The organism is Heyndrickxia sp. FSL W8-0423 (genome assembly GCF_038009395.1).
Taxonomy (GTDB): domain Bacteria; phylum Bacillota; class Bacilli; order Bacillales; family Bacillaceae_C; genus Heyndrickxia; species Heyndrickxia sporothermodurans.
The window spans coordinates 2450481-2465640 of the sequence record NZ_JBBPBE010000001.1 but is presented as its reverse complement, the minus strand read 5'-3'; the positions used below and the strand labels follow the sequence as shown (position 1 = coordinate 2465640).

The 15160-nt window shown below is 34.0% G+C and carries 19 protein-coding genes; 3 read left to right on the top strand and 16 right to left on the bottom strand.

All coding sequences use genetic code 11. The annotated features are described in order from the left end of the window. Positions 1-29: 29 nt before the first annotated feature. The gene (locus MKY81_RS12540) at positions 30-1070 is read right to left on the bottom strand and encodes a SepM family pheromone-processing serine protease (RefSeq protein WP_341117923.1); all 1041 of its coding nucleotides are present in this window, start codon (positions 1068-1070) and stop codon (positions 30-32) included. Further along, entirely contained in the window at positions 1060-1857 is a 798-nt protein-coding gene (locus MKY81_RS12535) for a patatin-like phospholipase family protein (RefSeq protein WP_066230010.1), read from the bottom strand. The genes MKY81_RS12540 and MKY81_RS12535 overlap by 11 nt, the downstream gene beginning before the upstream one ends. A gap of 146 nt (positions 1858-2003) precedes the next feature. On the opposite strand from MKY81_RS12535, the gene ylbJ reads away from it, so the two are divergent. Then, positions 2004-3221 (top strand): sporulation integral membrane protein YlbJ, encoded by a 1218-nt coding sequence (ylbJ, locus tag MKY81_RS12530; RefSeq protein ID WP_107920858.1) that lies wholly within the window; start codon positions 2004-2006, stop codon positions 3219-3221. Between the two features lie 21 nt (positions 3222-3242). Here ylbJ and coaD read toward each other — a convergent pair whose 3' ends face one another. The 3 genes from coaD to MKY81_RS12515 form a co-directional block, all read right to left on the bottom strand. Beyond that, positions 3243-3731, bottom strand: coding sequence for a pantetheine-phosphate adenylyltransferase (gene coaD / locus MKY81_RS12525; protein WP_325948998.1), 489 nt, complete (start codon positions 3729-3731; stop codon positions 3243-3245). A gap of 12 nt (positions 3732-3743) precedes the next feature. After that, a complete protein-coding gene (gene rsmD / locus MKY81_RS12520; protein ID WP_341117919.1) occupies positions 3744-4298 on the bottom strand; it encodes a 16S rRNA (guanine(966)-N(2))-methyltransferase RsmD in 555 nt (184 codons plus the stop codon). 278 nt (positions 4299-4576) lie between these two features. Further along, on the bottom strand, positions 4577-5983 hold the full coding sequence (locus tag MKY81_RS12515) for a stalk domain-containing protein (protein ID WP_341117918.1): 1407 nt from the start codon (positions 5981-5983) through the stop codon (positions 4577-4579). Between the two features lie 125 nt (positions 5984-6108). Between MKY81_RS12515 and MKY81_RS12510 the strand changes: the two genes are divergently transcribed. Further along, positions 6109-6498, top strand: a complete 390-nt coding sequence (locus MKY81_RS12510) for a DUF7147 family protein (RefSeq protein WP_107920238.1) — start codon at positions 6109-6111, stop codon at positions 6496-6498. A gap of 44 nt (positions 6499-6542) precedes the next feature. Here MKY81_RS12510 and MKY81_RS12505 read toward each other — a convergent pair whose 3' ends face one another. From MKY81_RS12505 to MKY81_RS12480, 6 genes are all read right to left on the bottom strand, one after another. Next, a complete protein-coding gene (locus MKY81_RS12505) occupies positions 6543-6818 on the bottom strand; it encodes a YlbG family protein (RefSeq protein ID WP_066232059.1) in 276 nt (91 codons plus the stop codon). Between the two features lie 144 nt (positions 6819-6962). After that, positions 6963-7409 carry a YlbF family regulator gene (locus MKY81_RS12500; RefSeq protein ID WP_066232062.1) on the bottom strand — a complete coding sequence of 149 codons (447 nt, stop codon included), beginning with the start codon at positions 7407-7409 and terminating at the stop codon, positions 6963-6965. A gap of 58 nt (positions 7410-7467) precedes the next feature. Then, the gene (locus MKY81_RS12495; RefSeq protein ID WP_066232064.1) at positions 7468-7866 is read right to left on the bottom strand and encodes a hypothetical protein; all 399 of its coding nucleotides are present in this window, start codon (positions 7864-7866) and stop codon (positions 7468-7470) included. A 93-nt stretch (positions 7867-7959) separates the two neighbouring features. Continuing rightward, positions 7960-8196: a YlbE-like family protein gene (locus MKY81_RS12490; protein ID WP_066232066.1), complete on the bottom strand. Its 237-nt coding sequence runs from the start codon at positions 8194-8196 to the stop codon at positions 7960-7962. A 15-nt stretch (positions 8197-8211) separates the two neighbouring features. Beyond that, positions 8212-8625, bottom strand: coding sequence for a YlbD family protein (locus MKY81_RS12485; protein ID WP_066232069.1), 414 nt, complete (start codon positions 8623-8625; stop codon positions 8212-8214). A 194-nt stretch (positions 8626-8819) separates the two neighbouring features. Continuing rightward, positions 8820-9890: a CAP domain-containing protein gene (locus MKY81_RS12480; RefSeq protein WP_376063508.1), complete on the bottom strand. Its 1071-nt coding sequence runs from the start codon at positions 9888-9890 to the stop codon at positions 8820-8822. A gap of 365 nt (positions 9891-10255) precedes the next feature. Here MKY81_RS12480 and MKY81_RS12475 point away from each other — a divergent pair, with 365 nt between their 5' ends. Beyond that, on the top strand, positions 10256-10615 hold the full coding sequence (locus MKY81_RS12475) for a YugN family protein (RefSeq protein WP_066232072.1): 360 nt from the start codon (positions 10256-10258) through the stop codon (positions 10613-10615). Between the two features lie 41 nt (positions 10616-10656). Here the strand turns inward: MKY81_RS12475 and MKY81_RS12470 are convergent, their stop codons facing one another. From MKY81_RS12470 to ctaD, 5 genes are all read right to left on the bottom strand, one after another. Next, positions 10657-11118 (bottom strand): DUF420 domain-containing protein, encoded by a 462-nt coding sequence (locus MKY81_RS12470; RefSeq protein ID WP_108070725.1) that lies wholly within the window; start codon positions 11116-11118, stop codon positions 10657-10659. A gap of 73 nt (positions 11119-11191) precedes the next feature. Beyond that, complete coding sequence (gene ctaG / locus MKY81_RS12465) at positions 11192-12103, bottom strand: cytochrome c oxidase assembly factor CtaG (protein ID WP_066232080.1); 912 nt, start codon at positions 12101-12103, stop codon at positions 11192-11194. A 191-nt stretch (positions 12104-12294) separates the two neighbouring features. Beyond that, positions 12295-12627: a cytochrome c oxidase subunit IVB gene (ctaF, locus tag MKY81_RS12460; RefSeq protein ID WP_066232083.1), complete on the bottom strand. Its 333-nt coding sequence runs from the start codon at positions 12625-12627 to the stop codon at positions 12295-12297. A gap of 4 nt (positions 12628-12631) precedes the next feature. After that, entirely contained in the window at positions 12632-13261 is a 630-nt protein-coding gene (locus MKY81_RS12455; protein WP_066232086.1) for a cytochrome (ubi)quinol oxidase subunit III, read from the bottom strand. Further along, positions 13261-15138, bottom strand: a complete 1878-nt coding sequence (gene ctaD / locus MKY81_RS12450; protein WP_108070727.1) for a cytochrome c oxidase subunit I — start codon at positions 15136-15138, stop codon at positions 13261-13263. The genes MKY81_RS12455 and ctaD overlap by 1 nt, the downstream gene beginning before the upstream one ends. Positions 15139-15160 lie beyond the last annotated feature (22 nt).

Genomic DNA, 15160 nt, shown 5'->3' with positions numbered 1-15160 from the left:
CAAATACTCTAAGCGGTTTTTGTTTTACGTTATTTTAATGCTTCAAGGTATGCTAACGCATCATCAAAAGTTTTAACAGGCACTATCTTCATTTTTGTTCCAATTTCTTTCGCTGCCTTTAAAGCTTCCTTATAATTAGATTCAATTGTTGGATATTCTTTTTTCATTTCCGGTGTTATTTCATCGTCTGGGGCGAAAAATATTTTTGCGCCTTCTTTATCTGCAGCTACTACTTTTTTATCAATTCCGCCAATGCGGCCAACTACCCCATCGGGCTCAATTGTGCCAGTACCTGCAATGCTATAGCCTTTTGTTATATCTTCTTTTGTCAGCTGATTATATATTTCTAAACTGAACATTAACCCCGCTGACGGACCTCCGATACTTTCTGTATTCATTTTCACTGCAGGATTTGCAATTAGTTCACGATCATCAACTAAACCAATCCCCATGCCAATTTTGCCATTAGCATCGTCAAACTTTGCTAGTTGGATGTCGGCTGTTTTTTCTTTATTGTCTCGTACAAATGTTATTTTTATTTGATCTGCAACCTTTTTATTCTGAACATATTGAATGAATTTCTCAGACGATTCAAAAGTATGTCCATCCACTTTAATTATTCTGTCGCCAGCCTTTAATACTTTTGCTGCCGGCATATTCGGGTACACATCGAGCACATATACACCTTTATAATTAAAATGATACGATTTATTCGCTTTATTATACGCTACCTGAATGGCATTATTTTTGGAAGATTCCATTAAATATAATTGGTAAACATTATATTCCTCTTCCGTTTGTTTTTCATCCCTAACCTCATTTAGCGGGACAATGTCCTCAAATTTCTTTATTTTTGCTAATGCATAATCATAAATATTTGCTCTTCCCATACGGACAGTTGTTAACATCAATTTCCCTTTTTCAGGATAGCCGTTTTCGACATGTACATATGAATCTAATTCATGTGCCATACCCGGTTTCTCTACATAATAAGGTAATCGATAAAAGAAGAGTGCAATCATTATCACTAAAAATAGAATTAATATACGGGACCAAATCTTACGTTTCATTCTGATTTCTCACCTTCCATTCTTCAATCGACTGTTTAATTGCCGGAATATATTTTTTTGTTTCCTCTTCTCCTATCTTAATGATTTCTTCAATATTTGTAAAAGCTCTTGAACTATAAAGTGAAACATCCGGTTGGATGAAAAAATCGGATATTGTCTCATAATTTGTCGTATTTTCCATTTGTAGTATATCAATACTTTGCATTATGACATCATAAATATTCGTAATTTCTGCATCTCTTTTTACGAATGAAACATCTACTCCAATTATAATGTCGGAACCCATATCTTTAACAACCGATACTGGTACCCGATCAATTACGCCACCATCCACTAGTAGTCTGTCGTTTATTTTTTCCGGAACAAAAATTCCCGGTATTGAGATACTTGCACGTACAGCTTCTGCAACTGAACCCGTTTTGAATATTACTTTTTCACCTTTAATTAAATCGGTCGCTATCACTTGAACAGGAAGCTTTAAATCTTCAAAATTTTTGTTATGTGTAAAGAGTGTTAAAAATTCTTTGACACGTTTTCCAGATATAAATCCCATCTTTGGAATCGTAAAGTCCAAGAAAAATTTTCTTTTAAAAGCTGTCGCTATTTTAATGAGCTGATTCATATTATGTCCTACACCATAAAATGCTGCAACTATTGCCCCCATACTACACCCGGCAAGGTAATCGATTGAAATATTATTGTCCTCCAATGATTTCAATACGCCTAAATGGGCAAATCCACGTGCACCGCCGGATCCTAAAGCAACTCCGATTTTTGGGTTACTCAACACATATCACCTCATACAATGTTTAATGGAAATTTAATATTTACAAACATCATATGGTCTAAAATATTTCTCTATGAGTATATTGATTTATATGGGGACAAGTATATTTTAATGGATTCATATGATTAATTAGGGAGGCACATAACTTGATTCAATCAAAACTTAAAACAATATTTTTAGCCCTAGGCGCAACATTAATAGCTATTTCAATGATTATCCTTCCTGTAGAAACATTTGATGCATCAAAACGAGGCTTAACAATATGGTGGGGAACTGTCTTCCCTTCCCTTTTTCCTTTTTTTGTTATTTCTGAATTATTAATCGGGTTTGGCGTCGTGAAATTTATCGGGGTTATTTTAGAGCCTTTGATGAGGCCATTATTTCGCGTCCCTGGCGTTGGCGGATTTGCCTGGGCAATGGGAATGGCTTCAGGAAATCCCGCAGGTGCCAAAATTACTGCGAGGCTGAGGGAAGAAAAACAAATATCAAAAATTGAAGCGGAGAGACTCGTCTCATTTACAAACTATTCAAGCCCCCTTTTTATTTTTGTTGCTGTATCCGTTGGTTTTTTTCATAATAAAGGTTTAGGAATCCTTTTTGCGATTGCACATTATTTAGGGAATATTCTCGTAGGATTGATTATGCGCTTCTACGGTTACTCTAAAAAGGAAAAATTAGAAGTAAAAAATAATAAATTCCGTGTTTGGGAAGCTATCCGCGCTTTACATAGAACGCGTATTGAGGATAAAAGACCGATCGGAAAGCTATTAGGGGACGCAGTCGTTTCTTCGATTCATACATTACTCATGATTGGTGGCTTTATCATTTTATTTTCAGTTATTAACCGTTTACTTTTTCATTTACAAATTACAGCACTTTTAGCAAGTGTAATTAAAGAATTTTTTGCTATTTTACACTTTCCAAATCAGCTAACAATCCCTTTTATTTCGGGATTATTTGAAATTACAATTGGCAGCGATTTAATTAGCCGGGTAAAAGAATCAACATTACTGCAACAATCCATCCTTACTAGTTTTATACTAGGGTTTGGCGGTTTTAGTATACAGGCCCAGGTAGCCAGCATCCTTGCACAAACAGATATCCGTTTTAAACCATTCTTTATCGCAAGAATTCTTCACGGATTGTTCGCTGCCATTATCACTTTACTCATATGGGATCCTATTTTTGGAAAACAATATGAATCGAATGAATTTCCAATTTCTTTACCGGTATTTCTGCAAAATTCTCATAGTTTCCTTGATAAGTTATTTCAGTGGGGAATCGAATTTGGGCCAATTATTACTATCTGTTCCTTACTACTATACATTTTCATTTATTCAAGAAGATATGTTTATAAAAAATAGGAGGACGCCCCTCCTATTTTTTTACTTGTCATTAGAGTATTTAATTTTCAACGCTTTTTCAACTTGAGGTGGAACTAATTCCGATATGGACCCGTTATATTTTGCTGCTTCCTTTACAATACTTGAACTTAAAAAGGAATACTGATTATTTGTCATAATAAAAAACGTTTCAATCTCCTCGTTAAGAACTCTATTCATTGAAGTAATTTGCATTTCATATTCAAAGTCGGATACGGCCCTTAATCCACGAATAATCGCATTTGCATTGACACTTTTCGCATAATCGACAAGTAATCCTTGAAACGTATCGACAGCAACATTTGGAATGATTTTCGTTACTTCCTCTATCAATTGAACCCTTTCGTCCACCGTAAATAATGGATTTTTTGACGAATTATTTAATATGACAACAAACACTTTATCAAAAACCTTTGCTGCTCTCTTTATTATATCTAAATGTCCATATGTAATTGGATCAAAACTCCCCGGACAAACCGCAATACTACCCATCCTTCAATCCCCCTATTTACCTATACTATAAATTGAAATACCAATCATGCCGTAAACTGCTTCTTTTGTTTTCACTAAATCTCCTATAACACTTGGTAACTGTATATCTGAACTACACTCGCAGACAACGTAACCGCTTTCAGTTAATAATTTGCTATCATTGATTACTTGCAAAAGTGACACAAGTTTTTGCTTTTTATATGGCGGGTCAAGGAATATGACATCCAATTTAATATCCCGTTTAATAATGGCTTTTAAAGCTCGTTCAGAATCATTACGATAAAGCTCACTCTGTTGTTCAAAACCACATTCACTTATGTTTGCTTTAATTGTTTGGAATGCATTCATATCTCGATCGACAAAGATTACTTTTTCGAGTCCTCTACTTAGCCCTTCAATTCCTAGTCCACCACTGCCTGCAAATAAATCTAGACCAATTCCTGTTGTAAAATAAGGACCAATCATGTTAAAGATGGCTTCTTTTACTTTATCTGTTGTTGGTCTAGTTTGATTACCCGGTACAGATTTTAATATTTTTCCTTTTTTACTACCTGATATCACTCTCATCTGCTTCACCACATAGTTCTTAAATTTTCCTTACTATCCTACCATATTGTGCGAATAGGGAAAAGCGAAATTTGAAAAACTGAATGTATAATTCTGGAGATGATGGTGATACTTTTATTAGCAACATCATTTAACGATGTTGTTGCCAACCGCGGAGAAGACTTACGTTTCCCCATAAGTTCTTCCTCCGGTTTCTCCTCTCCCTTTGCCTTCTGTCCTTTTACATAGGATATAGAAGGACCCTGCAGATTTTTTGCAGGGTTTTTTATTGTTTATTTTTATCTGATTGATATTTGCTTTTCATTTTCATCCACTTTTACATGAAAGAGCTGCTGCAGCCATTTCATATCAATATAATACTCTCCGTTAAATTGGATAAAAGGATTGGAAAGTAAGCCGTATTTTTCTCCATTATAATCGAATATTTTTTCACCAAAATAAAATGTAAAGTGGTTATTCTTATTTATTAATCGAACGGATTGATTCCTATTTTCCAATTCAACTTTATAGCCGAGTGATTTAGCTGTGTCATTGAATGGTAGAAAGTTTTTCCCGTTTGATCTATGCACTTGCAACTTCCATATTTCTTTTCCTCGCACGAAAATCCTCCTCTGATCAAACAGAACAAATGATTTATTCGGTGCTGAATAGCGTTTATTCTCCGAAAAAAAACTCGTTCCTAATCCCGTTGCCTTTATTATCAATTGATCTAGTTTATGACTGGTTAACTTTCGTTGATCCATGTTGAAGATACTATTTGAAAAAGAGTTAAATTGTTCCTTACTTAACTTGCTTCTAAGCTCCGAATACATAAATTTTGCTTTTTTCGTACCTATAGCTTTATCTGTAACGATCGAGGCAATAATATCCTTCATCCACTCTTCTTCTTTAGGAAATATGAAATGATTATTTATCGCATTCTTAATGATTTGCTCTTCAAATCCTTTTTTCTTTACATTATTTTCAATTAATAATGAAGGTGAAAATGTTTGCGGATAATCATGTGTTAAAATAATAACCATTTTATTATTTACTTTTATTTTTTCTAGAGTGTTAAGTTTTAAATCTGCGAGATTCATAGATTTTTCATAATAAATCGTTAACCAATTATTCACGTTCTTTTTTGTTAACTTTTTTTTATGCCAGAAAAGACTGGGTGCTTGTCCATCGTTATCAAAAACAAAATAATTAATATACTTTTTTTTCTTTATCGATGTCGTGTTTGCTGCTGCAATCCATATTCCGTGCTTAAATTGTTTTTCAATTAAATGAACTTTACTAGCAGCTACATGTTGATTATTAAATTTTGCTACCCAATTTTTTAATAATAAAGTAGATTCACCTTTCATATTAATTGTATATTTTAAAGTAATTTTCCCTGACTTTATTTTCACATTCGTTTTTTCATTATTCGTCCATTGACATTGATTGTTCTCATTCAGACATTCACGATTATTGGCTGCTTGTGGCCAATCAATCGTATAATTACCTCCGCTAAGCGATGGTATAATTTGCTTTATATAAAATTGATTATTATGATGTTCAATAAAAATATCTTGTTGAATGGAATGTATCTTGTTTTGGTCCGACTTTGCAGAAAAACCGTCCCATTGAAAGTACAGTAAAAAACTAATAATCAATAATAGTAAAAGGGTTAAATAAATTACGTTTTTTTTTCGAAGCATTTTTTTCTCCTTTGAATACGAAACCGTTCTATCTTCTCAATTGAATAATTCAATGATACATTAATAAGGAGTGCTTTATCTAGTTGAAAAAATTTTAAAGAAATTAGGAAAAGTGAGGACTTGATATGCTACAACGTTTCATTGAACTTGGTGAAGGATATTCAGATATATATGAGCTAATTGAATTGGCAAAAGCAAATAAACATCGATTACACCATTTAATAGCGTTACATACGACAAATGGTCAAAAACAATTGACCTCACTATGTGTTGTGCTCCAACCAACCGATCCCGGTGAGTTTCAAGCTATTTATATTTGTCGTGAAGGGATACCAAATCCACATTCGATACCGAACCAAAGATTCGACTTATTTAATCATGTTGCTCAAAGTTTAGAAAAGCAAATAATTGAAATTGATGTAAAGCATTCAAAAGAATTTGCGGAAAAAGAACTGTATTTCCAATATTTAATTGGAATATTAAGACTGAATCACTATATTCCGCCATTACGATAAAAAACCTCCGTATGGAGGTTTTTTATCGTAGAAATATCTCTTTATTATAACCCTACTTTGTAATCATACTCTTTTGCTTTGTCGGGCTTGGAATTTTCATATTCAGTTTTCAAAAAAGGTTTCCATGATTGTTCAACTTTTCGAACGAATGGCATGGAAGAAAATTTCTCCAACAGTTCATTAATTTCAGTTTGATCACAGTATAACACAACGTATTTCATTCTTTTTGAAACATAATGAACGTTCCCAAACCGTCTTAAGGTTTTAGCGTGCTTTAAGTTATAAAGCCAAATAATTAAGCTTTGTCTTTCATTAAACATATAGTTTTCCCCTTAATTCTACATTCACACTATTTTAGCATATTCACTAGATGATAATCAATGTCAGAAAATTATTGTTTTATTTAAAGGTTTTAAAAAAAGGAATACAGACGAGTATTCCTTTTTAAGTCAAGTGTTATTCTGTTATGCAGAACAACTGCATCCTCCACCGGAACCGCATCCTCCAGAGCATGAACTATTTTCAGCAAAAAAAGGATTTCCTGTAGGAACTTTTATATGTTGGGAAACTGATTTACCAACGATCATACTGACATGATCAAGAATATCTTGTAAAGCATTTTCTGCTTTGCGAAATCTTGCAACATTTTCATCCATGTCCATTTCACGTTTTGCTTGACGTGTACGGATATTGATCGATTTGTAATCTGGATGATATCTACCAAAACGTTGGACATCTTCGTAATAGTCTTTCATTTTGATAAATTCTTTAATCTTTTCTTGCGTTTGTGCATCTTTATATAATTTATTATATGATTTTCTATATTCATCAGCAGCTTCTGATTGCAAAATCATTTTTGCCAAATCTTCCGCTTCAGTTATTATTTGCAGTCTTTCAATAGTTGCAAGCAAATAGCTCACCTCCAACATTATATTACCATGTTTTCAGTTAGCATGCGAATGATACATATTATAAGATAGTTACATAAAATTCTTTGGATAATCCGTGACTTTTATTATTTAATTTCACTACATCAATTTTTACATGATGAACACCTTTGGATAAATTTTTCATTACAAATGCTGCTGTGTGAAACTCCCCTTTCAATTGTCCATCAACGTAAACAACAATTTTGCCACGTTCTATCGCTTTATTTGCCCCGGAAAAAGATATATTTGGTACAAAACACTCGATAAATATATCCTTTCCATGAACGATATGACGAATAGAGGCATCTTTCGTTTTATCACTTTGAGCTGCTTTTCCGCTTTCCGATGCTTCAACATTAAATGATTCCGGCTTTGGTATATTTTGTTTACAACCACTCATAATTATTAAAAAAAGAGTTAAACAAATTAATCCTCTCATAACTATCACTCCTTGTCTTTAGCTTCTACAGAACAAGAAGTTTTTACACAAAAAAAAGATACATTTTCATTTAAATGTACCTTACATTGCAAATCATTTTGAGTATAAACCTTGAAGCATATTCATCATCATTGAAGCCATCTGTATGTTATTGTTGATTTTCTCAACTCTTTGCGGGATTGTCTTTTCGAAAAAATGTAAGGAGGCAATTTCAAATTTTTCAATTTCTTCGGGATGACGACTTAATTTTCGATACCACATCGGTTGTCTTCTTAAAAATTGTTTCAGTTCTTTTTTTGAGTAAATGTATTCCATTACATCTTGCCGCAAACTAATTCCTCCTTCTTAATCTTTTCGAAATGCAAAAGGATTCCTTTGTTCATTTGTTGGTGTAGTTGATTGCTTCTCACCTTGAAATTGTGCTAGTACTCCTTGCACAGATGCAATGACTTGACTTAAATTATTGAGATGGTACTGCATTTGGTTGGCATCCACTTTTTGGATAATACTTCCGATTTGTTTCATCCATTTTCCGTTACTTTCAGCCTTTTCATTGCTATCTGACTGAGTCTCTACCGTACCATCATCGTTATTTCTGTACTTTTCCCAAAAAGGGTCATCTTCACCTAGTAAATACCAATCTTCATAAAACTCTTGAAGTGTATTTGAACCATTTTTTACTTCGGAGATTAATTTTGGATGCTCCTTGACGAATTCTTTAAACTTTTCAACTGTCGGGTGAAGTTTTTTATTCCCCATTATCATTCACCTCATAATAGTGTAAAACTTTAATCTATATTTTATAAAAATTTATAGATAGGAGTCATTACAATGCCTATAATAATTTATGTAAAGATTACAAAAAGGTGAGAATGTTTATTTAGATATTTATTGTTTATAAGTAAATAAAAAAGCCTATAAACTAAGGCTTTTTTACTTTGCAATAAATTTAATTACTTCCACGTTTTCTCAATAAAATTTTGGGTATAATATTTTTGATATACGCCAACACCTAAATGTGTGAATTTAGGTTCCAATAATGCTTTCCTATGCCCTTCTGAATTTAACCAACCTTCTACTGCAGAAGGGGCATCCATATACTGTGCTGCGATATTTTCGCCTGCTAATTGGTAAAAAACATGTGCAGCTTGAAGACGTTTTTCTAAGTTGCCAAATTTCGGAGATTCATGGGAAAAATATTTTTCAACTGCCATATCTTTACTATGATTATAGGCTACTTCAGCTGTTTTTTGGTCCCAAAGCAATTTATTTAATTCAAACCTACTACGTAAAATATTTGTTAAGTCAAATATTTGTTTTTCACTACCTACTTCAATTGCTCTCCAACGGGATTCAACGATCGGTGCAGGGTCAATTAATCGTCCCCGATAACTTATCTCATATGGGCGCTGCTTGATGAGCGTCTCTTTATCCATAAATCGTACACCTGATAAAGTTCCTTTAAATTTATCAAATGAAAGCTGTGCATATATCGAACCTAATTGGACGAGAGGTCTCATATTTAAATCTTCTTCAGATAATTCAAACCGATATGTTCCTTTATCATACTGTACTGTAATATCAGTATCTAAAAGTAACTTTTGATAGATATCTTGAATCTCTTCGTTAATTTGAAATGGAGTGATATTCGTTTTACTTCCAATGGCATAAATTGTTACTACCTTTCCTTTATACACTCCGACTTGAAAATATTTCTCTTCATTTTTATTATAAATCCACCACTCATAGTCATATGCTGAGGGGTCGATTCTATTCGGTTTTCCATATTTTTTTACTATTTTATTTGCCGGTTCTCCAATAAAAGTAGATAATCCTTTATTAGGCCTTTTATACGGCTCCTTATCAATCTTTTTCTTTGGAGTTTTATCGTTTTCAGTCATAGGTATTTCTTTGATGCCAGTCCCATTTAAAATATTATTCTCGTTATCGGGTTTTAGATGGAAGTATAAACTAATGATAAATATAATAACTAATACGATGATCACCTTGAAAACAGTACGCAGATCTTTCCCTCCTTCTAAAAATTTAAGTTTTATCGTAAAGGTAAGATTTTTTTAAAAATTTAATATGTTCTATATTACTATACATATTATATCATTTAAACATTATGTGTTTGAAGTAAAACAATTGGTTCTTTTCATAAACTTCTCTACGATTTGAGAACGAAAAATCAATTAAATGGTAATGGTATTCATGATATTCCAAATATAGGCGCATAATATAAGTATAGATACTCAAGTCGTTATATCACTGATTATTCACAATGTATTCATTGCAAGAATTGTTTTTTTAGACTATTATAAGACATGTGGGAAATTGTGTATGTACTTATAATTTGTTCTTGGAAGTATGAGGAGGGAATAAAGATATGAATTTTGAAAATATCGGCATTCAAGCATTTAAAGCAGATTTAAACAGATTAGATGATGTAATGAAGAAATACGGAATGGTTCGTGCGGAACAATGGGATTACGAACGTGTATCATATGACCGTAAATTTATTATTAAAGAAGGTACATATTATCTTCGTGTCCAAGCTTACGCAGTAGAAGGCGACGTAGATACTTTCGATGCATTGATGCAATTAATGACACCTATATTGGGTAAACATTATTATCCACACGGAGTTGAATACGGTGATGATGAAATTTATCCTACACATTTAGTAAAACAATGTGAGCAAATTCTTACTGACTTGAAAAAAGAAATTGAAGCCTTTGCTGAATAATATACAAAAAAACAGTGCGGAATTCTGCACTGTTTTTTTATTTAGGTCCCTAATATAGCCTTTATGACAGAAGTTGTTTCTCCTCCATGATAAAAAACATATAGAAGTAAATACACAACAACGCCAGTTATCCCTGTAAAGAACCAAATAATACTTGTAATCGGACCTAGCTTGCGGTGAAGTGCTAATCTGTTTTTGTAGCCAGTCCACAAAGAAATAATTCCAAACACGGCCCCAATTGTTGCTAATGTAATATGGAAGATTAAAAAAACTGTATAGTATATCTTTATACTATCCGGACCACCAAATGATGTATTTCCAATAAATATCGTTCTTGATGCATAAATGATAAAAAATACTACCGCAAAGATCGCGGCAAGTGTCATCATTTTTTTATGCTGGTCGATTTTTTTCTTGCGAATTAAATTCCAACCAATTGCGACAAAAATAGCACTGATCACTATGCAAGATGTACTAATAGTTGGTAATATAGGAATCATCATATTTTCTCCTCTCGTTTTTCCTTTTGTATGTATTGTCGATAGAGGCGCATTTATCCTCTATCATATTTCCTTTTTATTCCGTCGGTTGTGGATGTTGTGACATCATTAGATTTTTTGTCATTTCCTCAGCTTCTTGTTGATCCTTTTTAAACCATTTATAGAATATTCTTGCTAGTACAATTCCATAAATGACTTCCTGAACAAGTTTCATAATAATCGCCCCTAGTTGTTGATCCTCAACAACAGGAAGTTTTGAAAATAACTCTGGTCCGCTTAAGTTAAGACCAGCCAATGTATCTGTTGGTACACATAACGCCATCGCTTGAAGCCAAAGAGCTCCATTCGAATACGTTTCATATAACGGTTTTCCAGCAAAAATTAAAATTCCACAAGCCGGGGTAAGTAACATCGCGCTTGAAAATAAATAACCAACCCGTTTCAATCCATTTAATTGCTTTTGGCCAGGTAATGTATTAATTAATGGCCACCACATAAACATAGCAAGTAAAAACAAGGACATAGTGTATGCACTGTGAGCAGTCTCACTCATTTTTATCTTATCAAAGATAAATGGAAGATGATAAAACGAAAAAGCAACATTAAACAGAATCACTGCTAAGACTGGTTTTGTAAAAAAACGAAAAATTGTTTTTACTACCGGAAGCCGTATAAATGCTTCCCAAAGCCAATTTGGTATACTTAGCATGAGCAATGGAGTCATAATCATTAATAAAATAGACATTTGTACCATGTGATAAGTAAACATAATGTGAGCCAAAAGATCGATTGGCGACCCTTTTACTAAATAAAGCAAAAGCATTGAAATAATGAAGTAAATCGCTTGTTTTCGCTTTAACGGCTCACTATTTTTAAAATCTTTTCTCCACTTTGTTGTAATTAAAAAGTATAAAACCGACATAAATAGAATCGTTATGATAAAAAACGGACTCCATAATGCCTGGAAACCAAATATGCTTAAAGGCATTGCCTTCACCTCTTTTTAGATTTTGTACAAGTCTACCATCTATAAGTTGTACAAGTAAATGTTGATTCCTCTCATTCCATTATACTTTTGTAAAAATGAATCTTCAATCTTCCATGATGACAATCTATTGACAGTTTACCTAAAGGAATTATTCCTTCAAAAAAAATCCAGTCTTTCGACTGGATTTTTTCTTACCACCAAATAATAGTGAAAAATGTTAACAATGTTAGAAATCCGACAAAAGCTCCTGAGAAAAGAAAGAGCTGTGGAGCCTCATGTCCTTTATGGCTCATATGCATAAAATAATATAATTGGAATATTACTTGCACAACTGCCATTAAAAGAATGACCGGAATCGTAAACCATTTTGATAAGTCAGCGGCAACCGCACCGAAAGCAATGAGAGTTAATAAAATCATCAAGACAAATGAAACAACTTGATATTTCATTTCCTCCGCGCTTTTACGACGACGATACTCATAGTCTACTCTTGGGTTGCCGGTATTTGTTTGTTCGTTTGTCATATTCTTATCCCACCATTCCCATTAAGTATACGACTGTGAAGATGAATACCCATACAACGTCAATGAAATGCCAATAAAGACTAGCAACATAAAATTTCGGTGCGTTGTACAGATCCAAACCACGACCTGCATTGCGAATCATTAGTGACAAGATCCAACATAATCCAAAAGCAACGTGGGCACCATGGAAACCTACTAAAGTATAGAAGGCTGATCCAAATGCACTGCTTGTAAATGTATGATGGAAGTGACTTACATAATGATTAAATTCATAAATCTCTAAACCTAAGAATGCAGCACCTAATAGTACAGTTACTAATAACCATGCTTGCATTTTTTTAAATGCAAAGTTTTTCATATGATACATTGCATATACACTGGTAATTGAACTTGTCAATAACAGCATTGTAGCAATAAATGATAATGGTAATTCAAATAGGTCTTTTGCATGCGCCATGGATGGATCAGGCACTTTATCTTTTAGAGCAATATATGTTGCAAATAAGGAGGCGAATAACACCGTTTCGCCGCCAAGGAATAACCAGAAACCTAAAAATTTGTTCTTCCCTTCGAGGGTTGCTTTTTCAGGTGCTTCAGGCCATGTTTTTGGAGTAAACTTTTCTTCAACATGCATTACGCCTTAACCCCCTTATCGTTATCATCTTCAATTAATTCTTCTTTATGAATATGAAAACCATGATCATCTTTAAGAGAACGTATTAACATTGATCCAAATGCGATCGCTAATCCAATAATTAACACTGGAATTCCCCAAGTATTTCCTTCATCTCCGTGATACATTGCACCAAATGCTGCAATAAATAATCCTAAAGAAATGAATACTGGCAAAATTGATCCATTTGGCATATGGATGTCACCAAGTGGTTCCGCAGGTGTTAATTCTTTTTTACCTTCCATTTTTTCAATCCACCAAGTATCGATACCACGAACTAATGGAAGTTGCTTAAAATTGTAGAAAGGTGGTGGTGATGGAATTGCCCATTCAAGTGTACGTCCATCTCCCCAAGGGTCGTTCCCCACTCTTTTATTACGTACTGAAGTCACAACGATATTAATTAACATTACGATAACACCGAAGGCCATGAAAGCTGCCCCGATGGAGCTAACTAAGTTCCCAGTTTCTAAACCTTGATTCGGAAGGAACTTCCAAATACGACGAGGCATACCCATTAGTCCTAAGAAATGTTGGATAAAGAATGTTAAATGGAACCCGATTAAGAATGTCCAGAAAGTGATCTTTCCTAATGTTTCATTAAGCATCGTTCCAAACATTTTTGGCCAATAGAATTGTGTACCCGCTAATAGAGCAAATACTACACCACCAACAATTACATAGTGGAAGTGAGCTACTACGAAATAAGTATCATGATATTGATAATCCGCTGGCGCAGCTGCAAGCATTACACCTGTTACCCCACCCATTAAGAATGAAGGAATGAAAGCTGCTGCCCATAACATTGGCGTTGTAAATTTAATATTACCGCCCCACATTGTTAATAGCCAGTTGAATATTTTCATACCTGTTGGAATGGCGATAGTCATTGTTGCAACCGCAAAGATTGCATTTGCAATATTCCCTAGACCAACTGTAAACATATGGTGAGCCCAAACCATGAATCCAAGGAATCCGATCAAGACTGTAGCAAACACCATTGATGAATAACCGAACAATCTTTTTCTTGAGAATACCGCAAAGATTTCTGAGAAAATACCGAATGCAGGTAAAATTAAGATATATACTTCCGGGTGTCCGAAAATCCAGAATAAATGTTCCCAAATAATTGTATTACCGCCGCCGGCAACTTCAAAGAATTGAGCGCCAAACATACGGTCAAATGTTAACATGAACATTCCTACTGTTAGCGGTGGGAATGCAAATAAAATTAATGCAGATGTGACAAAAGTTGTCCAAGTGAACATTGGCATACGCATATATGTCATACCTGGTGCACGCATATTAATAATGGTAACTAAGAAGTTAATACCACCCATTAATGTACCAAAACCGGTAATCTGTAAACCTAATGCGTAGAAATCCACACCATGTCCTGGTGATGCTAATGATAATGATGCATATGAAGTCCAACCTGCATCAGGAGCACCGCCTAAGAACCATGATAAGTTAACGAAAACTCCCCCAAAGAAAAACAACCAAAACCCTAATGAGTTAACAAACGGGAACGCAACATCACGTGCGCCAATTTGTAACGGCATGACTGCATTCATAAATGCGAATACAAGAGGCATTGCCGCCAAGAATATCATGGTCGTACCATGCATTGTGAGAACTTCGTTATAAAGACCAGCACTGACAAAGTTACTATCAGGAAGTGCAAGCTGGATACGAATGATCATTGCTTCAATACCACCGATTAAAAAGAACAATCCCCCTGCAATTAAATAAAGAATTGCGATCTTTTTATGGTCTACTGTTGTTAAATAGTCCCAAACGACAGCACCAAAGCCTTTTTTCTGAGCTTTACTACTCACAGTTAAACCTCCCTTTATGCCT